The sequence below is a fragment of the Streptomyces sp. NPDC052721 genome (assembly GCF_040678315.1).
Classification (GTDB): domain Bacteria; phylum Actinomycetota; class Actinomycetes; order Streptomycetales; family Streptomycetaceae; genus Streptomyces.
The window spans coordinates 20,725-35,692 of sequence record NZ_JBFATL010000039.1 but is presented as its reverse complement, the minus strand read 5'-3'; the positions used below and the strand labels follow the sequence as shown (position 1 = coordinate 35,692).

Annotated in this window: 13 protein-coding genes; all 13 read right to left on the bottom strand. The window is 73.8% G+C overall.

Annotated features, from left to right (window positions below):
* Positions 1-48: 48 nt before the first annotated feature.
* On the bottom strand, positions 49-1,188 hold the full coding sequence (locus AB0L21_RS30105) for a sugar phosphate isomerase/epimerase family protein (protein ID WP_365787605.1): 1,140 nt from the start codon (positions 1,186-1,188) through the stop codon (positions 49-51).
* Positions 1,185-2,600, bottom strand: coding sequence for a nucleotide pyrophosphatase/phosphodiesterase family protein (locus tag AB0L21_RS30100; RefSeq protein WP_365787603.1), 1,416 nt, complete (start codon positions 2,598-2,600; stop codon positions 1,185-1,187). Before AB0L21_RS30100 ends, AB0L21_RS30105 begins: the two co-directional genes overlap by 4 nt.
* Positions 2,597-3,766, bottom strand: coding sequence for a metabolite traffic protein EboE (gene eboE, locus AB0L21_RS30095; protein WP_365787601.1), 1,170 nt, complete (start codon positions 3,764-3,766; stop codon positions 2,597-2,599). Before eboE ends, AB0L21_RS30100 begins: the two co-directional genes overlap by 4 nt.
* A 3-nt stretch (positions 3,767-3,769) precedes the next feature.
* Positions 3,770-4,618, bottom strand: coding sequence for a TatD family hydrolase (locus tag AB0L21_RS30090; RefSeq protein ID WP_365708172.1), 849 nt, complete (start codon positions 4,616-4,618; stop codon positions 3,770-3,772).
* A complete protein-coding gene (locus tag AB0L21_RS30085) occupies positions 4,618-5,262 on the bottom strand; it encodes an EboA domain-containing protein (protein WP_365708170.1) in 645 nt (214 codons plus the stop codon). Before AB0L21_RS30085 ends, AB0L21_RS30090 begins: the two co-directional genes overlap by 1 nt.
* The gene (locus AB0L21_RS30080) at positions 5,259-6,140 is read right to left on the bottom strand and encodes a sugar phosphate isomerase/epimerase family protein (RefSeq protein WP_365787599.1); all 882 of its coding nucleotides are present in this window, start codon (positions 6,138-6,140) and stop codon (positions 5,259-5,261) included. The genes AB0L21_RS30085 and AB0L21_RS30080 overlap by 4 nt, the downstream gene beginning before the upstream one ends.
* Complete coding sequence (locus AB0L21_RS30075) at positions 6,137-6,265, bottom strand: hypothetical protein (RefSeq protein WP_365708166.1); 129 nt, start codon at positions 6,263-6,265, stop codon at positions 6,137-6,139. The genes AB0L21_RS30080 and AB0L21_RS30075 overlap by 4 nt, the downstream gene beginning before the upstream one ends.
* Entirely contained in the window at positions 6,262-7,134 is an 873-nt protein-coding gene (locus AB0L21_RS30070; RefSeq protein WP_365708164.1) for an SCO3242 family prenyltransferase, read from the bottom strand. The genes AB0L21_RS30075 and AB0L21_RS30070 overlap by 4 nt, the downstream gene beginning before the upstream one ends.
* A gap of 287 nt (positions 7,135-7,421) precedes the next feature.
* On the bottom strand, positions 7,422-8,546 hold the full coding sequence (locus AB0L21_RS30065; protein ID WP_365787597.1) for an inositol-3-phosphate synthase: 1,125 nt from the start codon (positions 8,544-8,546) through the stop codon (positions 7,422-7,424).
* Positions 8,547-8,686: 140 nt separating this feature from the next.
* Positions 8,687-10,006 carry a ThuA domain-containing protein gene (locus tag AB0L21_RS30060; protein WP_365787596.1) on the bottom strand — a complete coding sequence of 440 codons (1,320 nt, stop codon included), beginning with the start codon at positions 10,004-10,006 and terminating at the stop codon, positions 8,687-8,689.
* Positions 10,007-10,018: 12 nt separating this feature from the next.
* Positions 10,019-12,505, bottom strand: a complete 2,487-nt coding sequence (locus tag AB0L21_RS30055; protein WP_365787594.1) for a PQQ-dependent sugar dehydrogenase — start codon at positions 12,503-12,505, stop codon at positions 10,019-10,021.
* 94 nt (positions 12,506-12,599) lie between these two features.
* The gene (locus AB0L21_RS30050) at positions 12,600-13,598 is read right to left on the bottom strand and encodes a sugar phosphate isomerase/epimerase family protein (protein ID WP_365708156.1); all 999 of its coding nucleotides are present in this window, start codon (positions 13,596-13,598) and stop codon (positions 12,600-12,602) included.
* Positions 13,599-13,613: 15 nt separating this feature from the next.
* Positions 13,614-14,909 carry a Gfo/Idh/MocA family oxidoreductase gene (locus AB0L21_RS30045; protein ID WP_365787592.1) on the bottom strand — a complete coding sequence of 432 codons (1,296 nt, stop codon included), beginning with the start codon at positions 14,907-14,909 and terminating at the stop codon, positions 13,614-13,616.
* Between the last annotated feature and the right edge of the window lie 59 nt (positions 14,910-14,968).

Genomic DNA, 14,968 nt, shown 5'->3' with positions numbered 1-14,968 from the left:
GCCGGGGCCCCGTCGCGCGGGCCCCGGCCGTTGAGGGGTGGACGGGTGTCAGCGGCGCAGTGCCGCCAGGTTGCGGTAGCCGATGGCCGCGTGTTCCAGGGACTGGCCCGGGTTGGCCGCGCTCGGGGCGTTGTCCTGCTCGACCATCGGGTTGTGGTAATTGCGGTGGCCCACGCGGGAGAAGAACGTCGTGTAGTCGATGACCCCGGTGCCGAACGGAACCATGTCGTAGCCCATGCCGTTCGTGGTGTTCACGACGCCGTCCTTGGCGTGGAAGAGCGGGTACCGCCTGTCGTGGCGGGTGACCAGGCCCGCCGGGTCGAAGATGTTCGTGCGCGTGGAGCCGTCGTGAGCGGTGTAGGTGCGGAATTTGTACTGGGCGACGTGCGCCCAGAAGACGTCCATCTCCAGCCAGACCAGCTTCGGGTCCGTGATGGACAGGAAGTACTCCAGCTTGCGGATGCCGGAGCTGCGGGTCGGCCTGCCCTGGGCGTCCAGCGGGCCGCCGTCGAGCAGGAAGTCGTAGGCCGCGTCGTGGTTGTGGGTGTACAGCTTCAGGCCCGCGCGACGGGCGATCTCGCCGAGGGCGTTCCACTTGTCGGCGGCCACGTCCCAGTCCGCCTTGTACCGGCTGTTGGTGGGGTCGGCGCCGGTGCCCATGTGCGGCAGGCCGAGGATGTTCGCGATCTCCAGATGCTTCTTGAAGGTGTCGAGATCGCTGCTGGTCAGCGGCCAGGAACCCGGGATGAAGCCGTGGTTGCCCTGCGCGCGCAGGCCGTTGTCGTCGAGCCAGCGGCGCAGCAGCCTGGCGCCCTCCACGGACTCCAGGCTCGCCCCGCCGGGCGCGTTCGGGTGCTGGCCGTAACCGGCGAACTCGACCTGGCGGTAGCCGAAGCGGGCCAGCTGCTCGAACACGGCGCGGAAGCCGGACGGCAGCGAGGTGGACAGCGGATCCCGGCCGATGGCGTCCCGGACGGTGTAAAGGATGATGCCGCGCTTGTCCGGGGGCACCAGGGACTGGCCCTCGCCGCCGGCCGCGGCCCGGGGTGCGGCCTGGACGGGGGCGGCGCCGAGGACGGGAGCGGCGACGGCGCCGGCCGCGACGGCGGTGCAGGTGCTCAGGAAGCGGCGGCGGCCGATACCGAGGCTGCGGCGCAGATCGTCGTCGGTGTGCTGGGTGTTGTTCACGGGTGCCTCTCTCTGGACGGGTCGTCGGTGGTGAGACCGGCGAGGTGCAGCAGGAGCGGTTTCACGTCGGTGGCCGCGATGCGGTCGCCGACGGCGCGGGGGGTGGAGCACAACAGGAGCGGACCGTCGTCGTCGCTCGCGGGGAGGCGGCCGTGGCTGCCCCGGATCGGTGAGGGGTCGAGGGGGACGACCGCCATGCGGTAGCGCAGGCCGAGCTTCTTGCGGGCCAGGGCCGTCGCCGCCCTGACCTTCACATACGGGTCCTCGGGGTCCATGAACAGCTCGACCGGGTCGTAGCCGGGCTTGCGGTGGATCTCCACGAGGCGCGCGAAGTCGGGGGCGCGGGCGTCGTCCAGCCAGTAGTAGTACGTGAACCAGGCGTCCGGTTCCGCCACGGCGACCAGTTCGCCGGAGCGCGGATGGTCCAGGTGGTGGGCCTTCTTGCCCTCGTCGTCCAGGAGCTGCCCGATGCCGGGCAGAGCGTCGAGGGCGGCGCGGGTGGCCGCGAGATCCTCGGGGCGGCGGACGTACACATGGGCGATCTGGTGGTCGGCCACGGCGAAGGCGCGCGACGCCATGGGGTCCAGGTACTCCATGCCGTCCTGGGTGTGGACCTCCAGCAGGCCGGCGCGGCGCAGGGCGCGGTTGATGTCGACGGGCCGGCTCACCGGGGTGATGCCGTACTCGGACAGCACCACGACGGTACGGCCCTCCGCGCGGGCGTCGTCCAGCAGCGGGGCCAGGGCCGTGTCGAGGTCGGCGGCGGCTTGCAGCGAGCGCGGGTCGTCGGGGCCGTGGCGCTGCAAGTCGTAGTCCAGGTGGGGGACATAGCAGAGCGTCAGGTCCGGTTGCCGGGTGCGCAGGATGTGCCGGGTGGCGTCGATGATCCACTGGCTGGAGACCAGGTCCGCGCCCGGGCCCCAGAAGCGGAACAGCGGGAACGTGCCGAACAGGTCGGTGAGTTCGTCGTGCAGGGCCGGTGGCCGGGTGTAGCAGTCGGGTTCCTTGCGGCCGTCGGCGTAGTAGACGGGACGCGGGGTGACGGTGATGTCGGTGTCGGCGCCCATGGCGTACCACCAGCAGATGTTGGCGACCGTGTAGCCGGGGTGGGCGCGCCGGGCGGCGTCCCACAGCTTGTCCCCGGCGACCAGACCGTTGTGCTGGCGCCACAGCAGGACCTCGCCCAGCTCCCGGAAGTACCAGCCGTTGCCGACGATGCCGTGCTCGGCGGGGAGCGTGCCGGTGAGGAAGGTGGACTGGGCGGCACAGGTGACCGCCGGCAGCACGGTACCGAGGTGCGCCCGGGAACCGGCGGCGGCTAGGGCCTCCAGGTGGGGCATGCGGGCGAGGAGGCGGGGGGTGAGGCCGACCACGTCGAGGACGAGGAGCGGGGTGGGGTTCCGCTCGGTCACGGCAGCTCCTTCAGGCCCAGGTCGGTCAACAGATCACGGGCGAGGGCGAGTTCGGCGGCGATGCCGTCGGCGAGCCGGTCCCGGCCGCGCGGGCGCAGGCCGGGCGGGAGCGCCTGCCAGGTGTACGTCTCGACCTCCAGGTGCCGGGTGAGCGGGCGCGGCCCGCCGACGAGCCGGGCGAGGGCCGTGCGGAGCACGGGGAGCGTGCTGGTCAGCGGCGCGGTGGGGGAGGCGTGCAGGGGGACGTGGAAGTGGGCGCGCCACGGTGCGTCCGTCGGCAGCGGGCCGCCGGCCAGGGCCTCGGGCAGGTCGTCGGTGCCGCGCACTCCGGCGTCGGTGAGCGCGCGGGTCTGGTGCAGGAAGCGCGGCTCGGCGAAGCCGGCGAGGGCGGTACGCACCTCGGGCCGGCCGGGATGTTCGGCGTGCAGCGCCGCCGACAGCTGTGCCTTCACCACCGGCACCGGGGACGCGGCCAGGGCGTCCAGCGCGGCCGTCGGATCCTCGAACGAGGTCGCGAGATGACAGGTGTCGACGCAGACGCCGACGCGGGGATGGCCGACGGAACCGAGCGGTGCCAGGGCGTCCGCCGTGGTCTCCACGATGCAGCCCGGCTCCGGCTCCAGGCCGACGCGGACCGAGCGGCCGGTCAGCTCCGCCAGCGAGTCCAGACGCTGCCCGAGGAGGCGCAGCGCCGCCCGGCCCGCCTCGGCGCGGTCGGCGGTCCAGGTGGTGCGCCAGCCCAGCGGCAGGGTGGAGACGCTGCCCTCGGCGACGTCGTCGGGCAGCAGCGCGGCGAGGATCCGGGCGAGCGCGGTGGTGTACTCCAGACGCGCGCGATCCGCCCAGTCGGGCTTGTACACACGGTACTTGACCTCGTCCGCGCCGAAGCCCGCGTACGGGAAACCGTTGAGGGTGACGACCTCCAGACCGCGCCGGTCGAGTTCCCGCCGCAGGGCGCGCAGCGCGGCCGGGTCGGTGTCCACCGCGCGGGCCGCGTCATGGGCCAGCCACAGGCCGATGCCGAGCCGGTCGCGGCCGAGCCGGCGCCGGACGGGCTCGCAGTGGTCGCGCAGCTGGGCGAGGACGCCGTCGAAGGTCTCGGCGGGGTGGACGTTGGTGCAGTAGGCGAGGTGGACGGTCGTACCGTCCGGGTGGCGGAAGCGCATCGCTCACTCCCCGCCGCGCAGCACGGAGTTGCCCTCGTGAGTGGCCTCGGGCGGGACGACGTCCAGCTCCAGCCGGCCGCTCATGCCGTAGAACGCGACCGGGTTGCGCCACAGCACCCGGTCGACGTCGTCCTCGGTGAAGCCCTCGGCCAGCATCAGATCGGCCACCCGGCGGGTCTTCAGCGGGTCGCTGCGGCCCCAGTCGGCGGCCGAGTTCACCAGCACCTTCTCGGGGCCGTAGGCGCGCAGGATCGCCACCATCCGCCGCTCGTCCATCTTGGTGTCGGGGTAGACGGAGAAGCCGAGCCAGCAACCGCTGTCCTTGGCCTCCTTCACGGTCGTCTCGTTGAGATGGTCGACCAGGACCCGGTCGACGGGCAGGGCGCAGTCGCGGACGACGTCGAGCGTGCGGCGCAGACCGGCGAGCTTGTCGCGGTGCGGGGTGTGCACCAGCGCGGGCAGGCCGTGGTCCGCGGCGAGCTGGAGCTGCGCGGCGAGCGCCTTGTCCTCGGCCGGGGTCATCGCGTCGTACCCGATCTCACCCACCGCCACGACCTGGTCCTTGACGAGATAGCGCGGCAGCTCGTCCAGGACGGGGGCGCAGCGCGGGTCGTTGGCCTCCTTCGGGTTGAGGGCGAGCGTGCAGTGGTGGGCGATGCCGTACTGGGCGGCCCGGAACGGCTCCCAGCCCAGCAGCGAGTCGAAGTAGTCCAGGAAGGAGGCGGGGGAGGTGCGGGGCTGGCCCAGCCAGAACGACGGCTCGACCACCGCGCGGATCCCCGCGTCCCGCATGGCCTCGTAGTCGTCGGTGGTCCGGGACGTCATGTGGATGTGCGGGTCGAACAGGCGCATCAGGAGGCCTCCTTGCCGGACTTCGCGGTGGCGAGGGTGAGCACGCGGTACAGGCCGCTGGGGACGGGACGGCCGGCGGCGGTGCGCTCGGCCGCGAAATCGGTGAGCATCCGGGCGAGTTCGGCGTCGCCGCGGGCCCGTTCGGCGAGACCGGCCACCGCCTCGACGGGGACGCCGGTGAACAGGCACTTCAGTACGGCCTGCCGCCAGCCGTGGGCGTCGAGATGACGGGCCGCGTAGGGGCCCACCGCGGCGGCGAGCAGCCGGGTGTCGTTCGTGCGCAGGGCGTCCTCGACGAGGGGGAGCGCGTCGGCGCCGGGGATGAGGTGGGGCAGGGCGAGCAGCACGGCCCGGCGTTCGGCGGCGGTGCCCTGCCGGTAGACGCGGGTGACGGCGGCGAGGTCGGCGCGGGCCGTGTGCAGGATCAGGACACGGGCGGCGTCGGCGTGCCGGCTGCCGCAGCGCCGGCCGGCCTCGGCCAGCCGCAGCTCCCACGCCGAGATCGGGCCGTGCCCGCCGGGGTGGTCGGCGGCCTCGGCCAGTGCCCCTTGCAGCCAGGCGCGCGCGGGCGGGTCGAGGTGCGCGTCGAGATGGTCGCGCAGCGCGTCGGGCGAGGGCGCCGCGGCGGCGGTCGAACGGGTCACGGAGTGCTCCCTTCGGGCACGGCGGCCGGGATACGGGCGGTCGCGCGGCGGAGGAACGGCAGGGAGGTGGCGGCGTGGTGGGGGCCGGCGTGGGAGTGGCGGGGCAGCTCCACGACCGTCAGCCCCCGGTAACCGGTGGCGGCGAGCGCCGCGAGGACGGGCGGGAAGTCGATCTCGCCCTCGCCGAACGGCAGATGGTCGTGCACGCCCCGCCGCATGTCCTCGATCTGCACGTGCCGCAGCCAGGGCGCGGCGGCGCGTACGCAGTCGACGGGGGGCAGCGGCTCCAGGCACTGGCAGTGGCCGATGTCGAGGGTGAGACCGAGCGCGGGCGGGTCGCCGAGGAGATGGCGCAGGTGGTGGAAGTCGGCGAGGGTCGCGAGGAGGTGGCCGGGTTCGGGTTCGACGGCGAGGGGAACACCGGCGGACTCGGCGGCGTCGAGCACGGGGGAGAGGGAGGCGGCGAGCCGCTCCCACGCCGGGGCCGGGCCGGGGTCGGTCGGCGGAACGATTCCGCTGAAGCAGTGCACGGCCGTGGCCCCGAGGTCGGCGGCCACCCGCACCGCCCGCAGCAGCAGGTCCACGCGCCGGGCGCGGGCCTCGGGGTCGGGGTCGAGCAGCGAGGGACCGTGTTTGCGGCGCGGATCGAGGACGTACCGCGCGCCGGTCTCCACGGCGACGCCGAGCCCCAGCCCGGCCAGGCGCCGGGCCACCCGCCGGGTACGGCCGGCGAGGTCCGGAGCGAGCGGGTCCAGGTGCATATGGTCGAGAGTCAGCCCGACACCGTCGTACCCGAGGCCGGCGAGCAGAGCGAGGGCGTCGTCCAGCCGGAGATCGGCGAGACCGTTGGTGCCGTAGCCGAAACGCAGGGGGTTCACGCGGCGCTCCCTTTCCTGACCGGCGGGGCCGTGCGACACGCCCGCTCCTGGCCGGCCGGGCCGGGGGCCGCGGTGACGACGGCGGTGGGGGTGTTGTCGCCCTGGCGGGCGCGGACGAGGCTCATGTGACACTCACCCTTCTGGCCGAGCGGGCGGCCAGTGGGCCGAGGGCCGCCGTGAGCAGGGCGGTCGCACCGGCTCCGGCGCGGGCGGCGAGGGCGGCCTGGAGGGGGATCATGGCGCGGATGCCGGCGCCGACCGCGCGCTGGGTGAGCGGGGGTGAGGGGTTGAGGGAGGCGTGGAGGTAGGGGCGGGCCGTGGTCGTGGCGTAGCCGACGGCGAGCGCGGTGGTGAGCGGGCCGTCGGCCAGGAGCCGGGTCACGGCACCGGTGGCGGCCAGCGCGGCGAGCGGGGCGAGCGGAGAGCCGCCGCGGGTCTCCTGGCGCGAGACGGCCGTGACCGCGAGCGTGTGGGTGCCGAGCAGGGCCGCCGACGACAGGGCCGGCCGGACGCGTCCGGCACCGGCGGCGGCGCCGAGCAGCAGGTCCAGGGCGCGGGCGGCGGCCATCGCGGCCGGACCCGCCGAAGTCCGTTTGAGCAGGAGGTCGTACGACCACACGGTGGCCGCGAGCGGCGCGGCGACCGCCAGCGCCGGGCGCCCCGCCCGGGCGGCCAGGGCGAGCCCGGCGGCCGTCAGGGCGCAGGCCGCGGTCAGGGCGGCGGCGGGCCGGACCCTGCCCGACGGCAGCGGCCGGTGCGGGCGCTCCACGGCGTCCTCGGCACGGTCGGCCCAGTCGTTCAGCGCCATCCCGGCCTCGTACAGGCACAGCGACGAACCGATGGCGAGCAGGCTCCCGCGACCCGGCCGCGCGGCCACGGCCGCCGCCCCGGCCAGCGCGTCCCCGGGAACGGTGAACAGGGCGGGCAACCGCAGCAGTTCGGCCCACGCACGCAGCCGCCCACCGGGGCCCGAGCGGCCGGGGGAGCGCGCCACGCGGCCGTACGACCGGCTCGGCGCCGGCCGGCCGGGTGGGTGCGGGACATGTCTGTCCGGCGCGCTCGGCGTGGGCTCGCCGGGTTCGTGGGGCACGTCGTGGCCGTGCGGTGGGGTCGGTGTCGGCCGGCCGGGTTCGTGTGGGGCGTGGTTGTAGGTGTCGCTCGGTGTGGCCCCGCCCGGTTCGTGGCCGTGCGGTGGGGTCGGTGTCGCTGCGTCGGGGTCGTGTGGCTGGCTCGGTGCCGGGGCGCCGTCCTGGATGCCGGGGCCGGGGGTGGGGCGGCGGGTCACTTGGGGGCTCCCAGGTCGTGGGCGAAGCGCAGGAGCGCGGTGTACTGCTCGGCCAGGGCCGCCGGGGCGGTGCCCACCGGGTCCTTGAAGTAGAAGGACAGGGCGGCGAGCGGACCGCTGTGGCCGGTCTCGTGGGCGCGGGCCGTCAGCCGGGCCAGGTCCAGGACCAGGGGTGCCGCCAGGGCCGAGTCGCAGCCCTGCCAGATGGTCTGCAGGACCATGCGGGTGCCGAGGAAGCCGTCGAAGGCGATGTGGTCCCAGGCGGTCTTCCAGTCGCCGAGCGCCGGCACGTCGTCGATGTGGACCTCGCCCTCGGGGACCGTGCCGAGGGTGTCGGCGAGGACGCGTTCCTTGCCGGCGTTCTTCGCGGCGGCGGCGGCCGGGTCGGCCAGCGCGGCGCCGTCCCCGCCGCCGAGGAGGTTGGTGCCGGACCAGGCGCGCACGTCCAGGGCCCGCTGGGCGAACATCGGGCCGAGGACCGAACGCAGGAGCGTCTGCCCGGTCTTGCCGTCCCGTCCGGCGTACGGCAGCCCGCTGGAGGCCGCGAGGCCGGCGAGCGCGGGGTGGTGCAGCCCGGTCGAGGGGGTGAAGTTGACGTACGGGCAGCCGGCGCGCAGGGCTGCCGCCGCGTAGAGGGAGCTGGGCGGGAGGGACGTACCGGTCGCGGCCGGTTCCGTGGAGGCGACGTTCACCACCACCGCGCGGGCCAGACCGTGCCGTCGGACGAAGTCGCGCAGGTCCTCCGCGAAGGCGGCGATCAGGTCCTCGGCGGCGCGCGTGTCGCCGGGGAGGGGGCCGCCGGTTCTGATCTCCCGGTCGGCGGCGGCGAGTTCGGCGGCGACGGCCGTGGGGAGGCCGGGCGGGAGCACCCCGCCGGCGGCGAGTTGTTCGGCGCGCTTGGGCAGGGGGCAGTCCGTGGTGTCGTGGCCGCCGAAGACGAGGGACGACAGCGCGGGCAGGCCGCTGCCGGCGAACGCCGGGCCCTCGGTGACCAGGCCCGTCGGCGGACGCAGGCCCGCGGTCAGCGCGGCGCAGCCCGCGACCACGGCGGTGGCGACGGAGCCGCGGGCCCCGATCAGCCAGACGCCGACACGCGGGGAACGGGCGGGGGGCGCGGACATGGGCAGCCTCCTTGTCGAGCGCGGACACCGGGAGCGGTGGGGGGGGGATGACGCCGTGCTGTGGGGGGTTGGGCGGTGCGGAGGTGGGGTCGGGGGAGGTGACGGCGGGCGGGAGTCCGGCGTCTCCCGCCCGCCGCCGTTCAGTGGCCCTTGGCGGGCAGTTCCCTGATCCGGATGTCGCGGAAGGACACCTCGTCACCGGCTCCGTGGTTCTGGATGCCGATGTGTCCGTCGGTGAGGCTCCGGGCCGGATCGGTGTTGGTGAAATCGTTGATCTTCACGCCGTTGAGCCAGATCCGAAGGCGTTCGCCCTCGACCCGGATCTCGTACGTGTTCCACTCCCCCGGCGGGTTCAGCGCGCGGTCGCGCTTCTTCAGGTCGGCGGACCGGAAGCCGTAGACGGACCCGGTGGTCTTCTCCGGGACGTCGGTGGCGTCGATCTGGATCTCGTAGCCGTGGTCCACGGCCGACCACGGGTCGTCCGAGGGCGGGAAGCCCACGAACACGCCCGAGTTGTCGTCGCCGGCCGTCTTCCAGTCGAGCTTCAGGGAGTACGACCCGAAGCTCCGGCCGGCGTACCAGAGCAGGCCCATCCCGCCGGACGAGGTGAGCGTGCCGTCGTCGGACAGGGTGAAGGAGCCGGGGCCCGCCTGCCGCCAGCCGTCGAGGGAGTCACCGTCGAACAGGCTGGTGTATCCGGTCTCCGGCCGGCAGTCGGCCTGTGCGGCGCCGATCGCGTACCGGATGCCGCCGAGCAGATGCCGGCGGAACTCCGGGTCCGCGTACGACTCCTTCGTGTGGCCGCCGCCGGTGTAGAAGGCCCGGCCGCCCTGGTACTCCTGGCACCAGGCGATCGGATGGTCGCCGTTCATGGTGCCGCCGGTGTACGACGACTCGTCGAGCGACGCGAGGACGTGGGCCCGGTCCCGGGGGTTGGAGCGGTAGTTGTACCACTCGTCGGTCCGGTTCCACGTCCGTGCCAGTCCCGAGGTCGCCGGGTGGGCGCGGTCCTCGACCCGCACGGTGGCCGGCTGGATCGCCGGGTGCGACTGGAAGTACGCGCCGGCGAGGCCGCCGTAGAACGCCCAGTCGTACTCGGTGTCGGCCGCCGCGTGGATGCCGACGTAGCCGCCGCCGCGGTGGACGTAGTCCTCGAACGCCGCCTGCTGGGCGCTGTCCAGGACGTCCCCGGTGGTCGACAGGAACACCACGGCGTCGTAGCGCCTCAGGGTGGACGGGGTGAACGCGCCCGCGTCCTCGGTGGCGTCGACCGTGAAGCCGCCGCTCTCACCGAGCTGCCGTACCGCGGCGACGCCGTCGGGGATCGAGTCGTGCCGGAAGCCGGCCGTCTTGGAGAAGACCAGCACCCGCTTGCCGTCGTCCGTGTCGTGCGACGCGGCCGGTGCCGAGGCGCAGCCGAGGAGCAGCGCGGCCGTCGCGACGGCGGTCACTGTGCGCATGTGCCGCTCCTCTCAGCCCGTGGTGAAGGTGAAGTCGTCGACGTCGAACAGGGCTCCGCTGCCGCCCTTGAACACCAGGTAGAGCGTGGTGGTGCCACGGGGAGCGCGGGACAGGTCGGCCTGGACGTCCTGGAAGGTCTCCCAGCCGCCGGTCACCGGCACGGTCGCCTTGCCGAGCAGGGTGCCGCTCGCCGAGCCGGCCCGGACCTCCAGGGTGCCGCCCGCGCCGCCGGAGGAGACGCGTGCGGTGATCTTCTTCGCGTTGTCCAGGACGTACGGCGTGAAGGAGATCCAGTCGCCGTTGTCGATGTCGCCGACGGTCTTGCCGCCGTGCGCCGTCTCCTTGGCGATCACGGAGACGCCGGAGCCGTTGCCGAAGTGCTCGGCCTGGCGGTGGCGGGGCTGGAGCACGCTCTGGTCGTGCGAGGTGAGCGCGGCCTGGCCGCCGCCTCCGCCGTCGGTGTACTCGGCGTTCAGTACGCCGAAGATGTTGGCGTCCTCGTCGTGGCCGCCGTCGGCGCTGGTCTGTATGGTGCCGGTGCAGCCGGTGGCCGAGGTGAGCGGGTGGCCGTGGGTGTCGTGGCCGAGGACGAAGGTGACCTTCACCTTGGCGCAGTCGACCCGGCGGCCGTCCTCGGGGTCGGTCACCTTCACGGTGAAGGGGATCGGGTCACCGAAGCTGAACAGCTGCCCGTCCGTCGGTGTCTCCAGCACCACGGTGGGCGCGGTGTTGCCGACGACGATCTGCACGCTGGCGCTGCCGGTGCGGCCCGAGGGGTCCTTCGCGGTGACGGTCGCCGTGTAGGTGCCGTTCTTGCGGTAGGTGTGCCGGGGGGCGGCGTCGGTCGACCGCGTGCCGTCGCCGAAGTCCCAGCTGTAGGTGAGCGCGTCGCCGTCCTGGTCGCTCGTGCCCTCCGAGGAGAACTGGACCTTCAGCGGCGCCTGGCCGGAGGTGCGGCTCGCCGCGGCCTGGGCGACGGGCGAGTGGCCGTCGGTGGCGTTCTCGATGCGGTACAGCGCCGAGTTCTCGTCGCCGCCGAACCAGGAGACGCCGTAGTCGAGGACGTACAGGGCGCCGTCGGGCCCGAACGCCATGTCCATCACCTGGGTGCCGGTCCAGGGCACGTCGTTGATGGACTGGACGGTGCCGTCCGCGTCGCTGGTGATGCGCTTGATCCAGCGGCGGCCGAACTCACCGGCGAAGAAGTCGCCGTCGTAGGCCTCGGGGAACTTGACCGGCGAGTCGAGCGCGGGGTCGTAGTGGTAGACCGGGCCGCCCATCGGGGACTCGGAGCCGTCGCCGAACTCGGGCACGGAGGGGCCGTTGTACGGGATCCAGGCGGGCTGGGCCGGCGGAAGGTCGGTCAGGCCGGTGTTGTGCGGGGAGGTGTTCTTCGGGGCGGAGCAGTCGAAGGAGGCGCCGGAGGCCTTGGTCGCGAAGTCGTAGTCGACGTAGGCGTCGTTGGCGCCGGTGCAGTACGGCCAGCCGAAATTGCCCGGCTTGGTCACCCGGGCGAACTCGACCTGGCCGGCCGGGCCGCGGTTCGGGTCGCCGGCGCCGGCGTCGGGGCCGTAGTCGCCGACGTAGAGGATGCCGGTCGCCTTGTCGACGCTGAACCGGAACGGGTTGCGGAAGCCCATCGCGTAGATCTCGGGCCGGGTCTTGTCGGTGCCCGGCGGGAAGAGGTTGCCGTCGGGGATCGCGTACGAGCCGTCGGCGTTCACCTTGATGCGCAGGATCTTGCCCCGCAGGTCGTTGGTGTTGCCGGAGGTGCGCTGCGCGTCGAAGCCGGGGTTGCGGTCCGCGCGCTCGTCGATCGGGGTGTAGCCGTCCGACTGGAAGGGGTTGGTGTCGTCGCCCGTCGACAGGTACAGGTTGCCGGCCGCGTCGAAGTCGATGTCACCGCCGACGTGGCAGCACAGGCCGCGCGTGGTGGGCACGTCGAGGATCTTCTTCTCGCTCGCCGTGTCCAGGGTCCCGTCGGTGTTGAGCACGAAGCGGGAGAGGCGGTTGACGCCGTCGAAGGGGGCGAAGTCGGCGGCGGTACCGGTCTCGGGCGCGTCGCCCGCCGGGGTGTTCAGCGGGGGCGCGTAGTAGAGGTAGATGAAACGGTTCGTCGCGAAGTCGGGGTCGACGCCGACGCCTTGCAGGCCCTCCTCGTCGTGGGAGTACACGGCGAGCTTGCCGGCGATCTTGGTGTTGCCGGCCGCGTCCGTCAGACGCAGCTCGCCGTCGCGGGAGGTGTGCAGGACCGAGCGGTCCGGGAGGACGGCGAGCGACATCGGCTCCCCGGTCTCCGCCTCGCCCTTGGCGAGGGTGACCTGCTGGAAGTCCTCGGCCGCCGCGGCCGGGTCCTGGCCGGCGACGGCTGCGCCGGCCTGGGGGGAGGTGAGGGTGAGGGTGGCGCCCGCGAGGAGCGCGCCGCCGAACAGGGCGAGCGCCTTGCGCAGGCGTGATCTGTGGGTTCCCTTGCGGGTGGTGCGGTCGTTCCCGTGCACGAAAGGCCTCCAGAGTGGGGCTGGTTGTACGGGGCGGGTGGGTACGCCGGGACGCGCCGTCGTCCCGGAGCCGTGAACCGACCGACAGATACGGTCAGTTGGAGAACGCGGCGTCGAACGAGGCCGACGGCGGCTCGAAGTCGTAGGTCTTCAGGCGGGCCAGGGCCTCGGGTGCGCCCTGGAGCCGGTCCATGCCGGCGTCCTCCCACTCCACGGAGACGGGTCCCCGGTAGTCGATGGAGCGCAGCATCCGGAAGACGTCCTCCCAGGGCACGTCACCGTGTCCGGCGGAGACGAAGTCCCAGCCGCGGCGCGGGTCCCCCCAGGGCAGATGGGAGCCGAGGCGCCCGTTGCGGCCGTCGAGCCGCTTGCGGGCCTCCTTGCAGTCCACGTGGTAGATCCGGTCGCGGAAGTCCCACAGGAAGCCGACCGGGTCGAGGTCCTGCCACACGAAGTGGGAGGGGTCGAAGTTCAGGCCGAAGGCGGGGCGGTGGCCGACCGCTTCCAGGGCCCGGTGGGTGGTCCAGTAGTCGTAGGCGATCTCGCTGGGGTGGACCTCGTGCGCGAACCGTACGCCCTCGGTGTCGAACACGTCGAGGATCGGGTTCCAGCGTGCGGCGAAGTCCTCGTAGCCGCGCTCGATCATCGACTCCGGCGCGGGCGGGAACATGGCGACCAGGTGCCAGATCGCCGAGCCGGTGAAGCCGATGACGGTGTCGACGCCGAAGGCCGCCGCGGCACGGGCGGTGTCCTTCATCCGGTCGGCCGCGCGCCGCCGTACGCCCTCCGGGTCGCCGTCGGCCCACACCGCGTCCGGCAGGATGGCCCGGTGCCGCTCGTCGATGATGGCGTCGCAGACGGCCTGGCCGACGAGATGGTTGGAGATCGCCCAGCACTTCAGGCCGTAGGAGTCGAGGAGCTGGCGGCGGGACTTCACATAGCCGGGGTCGGCGAGAGCCTTGTCGACCTCGAAGTGGTCGCCCCAGCAGGCGAGTTCGAGGCCGTCGTAGCCGAAGTCGCGGGCGAGCCGGCAGACCTCGGCCAGGGGCAGGTCGGCCCACTGGCCGGTGAACAGCGTGAACGGACGCGGCATGAGGGGCGGCCTCCTTCAGCCCGCGACGGGCGTGTAGACGGAGTTCTTCTCGGCGCTCTCCTCCACCGCCGCCAGGACGCGCTGCACCTGGAGCCCGTCGGCGAAGGAGGGGGCGGGGCGGGTGCCCGCGGCGATGGCATGGACCAGGTCGCGGGCCTGGTGGACGAAGGTGTGCTCGTAGCCGAGACCGTGGCCCGGCGGCCACCAGGCGTCCAGGTAGGGGTGCTCGGGCTCGGTGACGAGGATGCGGCGGAAGCCCGCCTCGGCACCGGGGCCGGTGGCGTCGTGGAACCACAGCTCGTTCAGCCGCTCCAGGTCGAAGGCGAGCGAGCCGCGTTCCCCGTTGAGTTCGATGCGCAGGGCGTTCTTGCGGCCGGTGGCGTACCGGGTGGCCTCGAAGGAGGCGAGGGCACCGGAGGCGAACCGGCCGGTGAACACGGCGGCGTCGTCCACGGTGACCGTGCCGGTGCTGACGTGGGGGCTGCCGGTCGCGGACCCGGCCGCCAGGCCGCGGCTCGGGCCGCCGGGCAGCGGGCGCTCCCGGACGAAGGTCTCCGTGAGCGCCGACACCCCGGCCAGCGGCTCGCCCGCCAGGTACTGGGCGAGGTCCACGATGTGCGCGCCCAGGTCCCCGAGCGCGCCCGACCCGGCGTGCTCCCTGCGCAGCCGCCAGGTCAGCGGGAAGGCGGGGTCGGCCAGCCAGTCCTGGAGGTACGTCACCCGGACGTGCCGCAGGGTGCCGAGCCGGCCGTCGGCGATCATCCGGCGGGCGAACGCGGTCGCGGGCACCCGGCGGTAGTTGAAGCCGACCATCGCCACCTGCCCGCGCCCGTACGCCTCCTCGGCCGCGCGCGTCATCGTCTCGGCCTCGGCGACCGTGTTCGCGAGGGGCTTCTCGCACAGGACGTGCTTGCCGGCGGCGAGCGCGGCCACGGCGATCTCGGCATGGCTGTCACCGGGGGTGCAGATGTCCACCAGGTCGATGTCGCCCCGGGCGATCAGCGCACGCCAGTCGGTCTCCACGGCGGCCCAGCCGTGCCGCTCGGCCGCCGCCCGGGCGGCGGCGCCGTCCCGTCCGCAGAGCACGGCCAGCACCGGCCGGCGGGGCAGGTCGAAGACGTGGCCCACGGTGCGCCAGCCCTGGGAGTGGGCGGCGCCCATGAAGGCGTAGCCGACCATGCCGACGCGCAGCGGTGGTTTCCCGGCTGCGGGTGCCGCTTCCGGTGCCGTCCCCGGTGCCGCGTCCGGTGCGGCCCGGGGTGCCGTCTCCGGTGCGGCGTCGGGGCCGGCTGACTGCTGCGGCTGTTCCATGCGCTCGTCCTCCTCGTCGTCGGGGCGCGTTCGTCGTGGCGCGGTGGGGGGTGCGGGCG

Excerpts from the sequence above, each read along its gene's own strand:
- AB0L21_RS30090 (WP_365708172.1), bottom strand. The coding sequence starts at position 4,618 with ATGCGCCTGTTCGACCCGCACATCCACATGACGTCCCGGACCACCGAC.
- AB0L21_RS30060 (WP_365787596.1), bottom strand. The coding sequence starts at position 10,006 with ATGCGCACAGTGACCGCCGTCGCGACGGCCGCGCTGCTCCTCGGCTGC.
- AB0L21_RS30050 (WP_365708156.1), bottom strand. The coding sequence starts at position 13,598 with ATGCCGCGTCCGTTCACGCTGTTCACCGGCCAGTGGGCCGACCTGCCC.
- AB0L21_RS30075 (WP_365708166.1), bottom strand. The coding sequence starts at position 6,265 with ATGAGCCTCGTCCGCGCCCGCCAGGGCGACAACACCCCCACCGCCGTC.
- AB0L21_RS30065 (WP_365787597.1), bottom strand. The coding sequence starts at position 8,546 with ATGTCCGCGCCCCCCGCCCGTTCCCCGCGTGTCGGCGTCTGGCTGATC.
- eboE (WP_365787601.1), bottom strand. The coding sequence starts at position 3,766 with ATGCGCTTCCGCCACCCGGACGGTACGACCGTCCACCTCGCCTACTGC.
- AB0L21_RS30045 (WP_365787592.1), bottom strand. The coding sequence starts at position 14,909 with ATGGAACAGCCGCAGCAGTCAGCCGGCCCCGACGCCGCACCGGAGACG.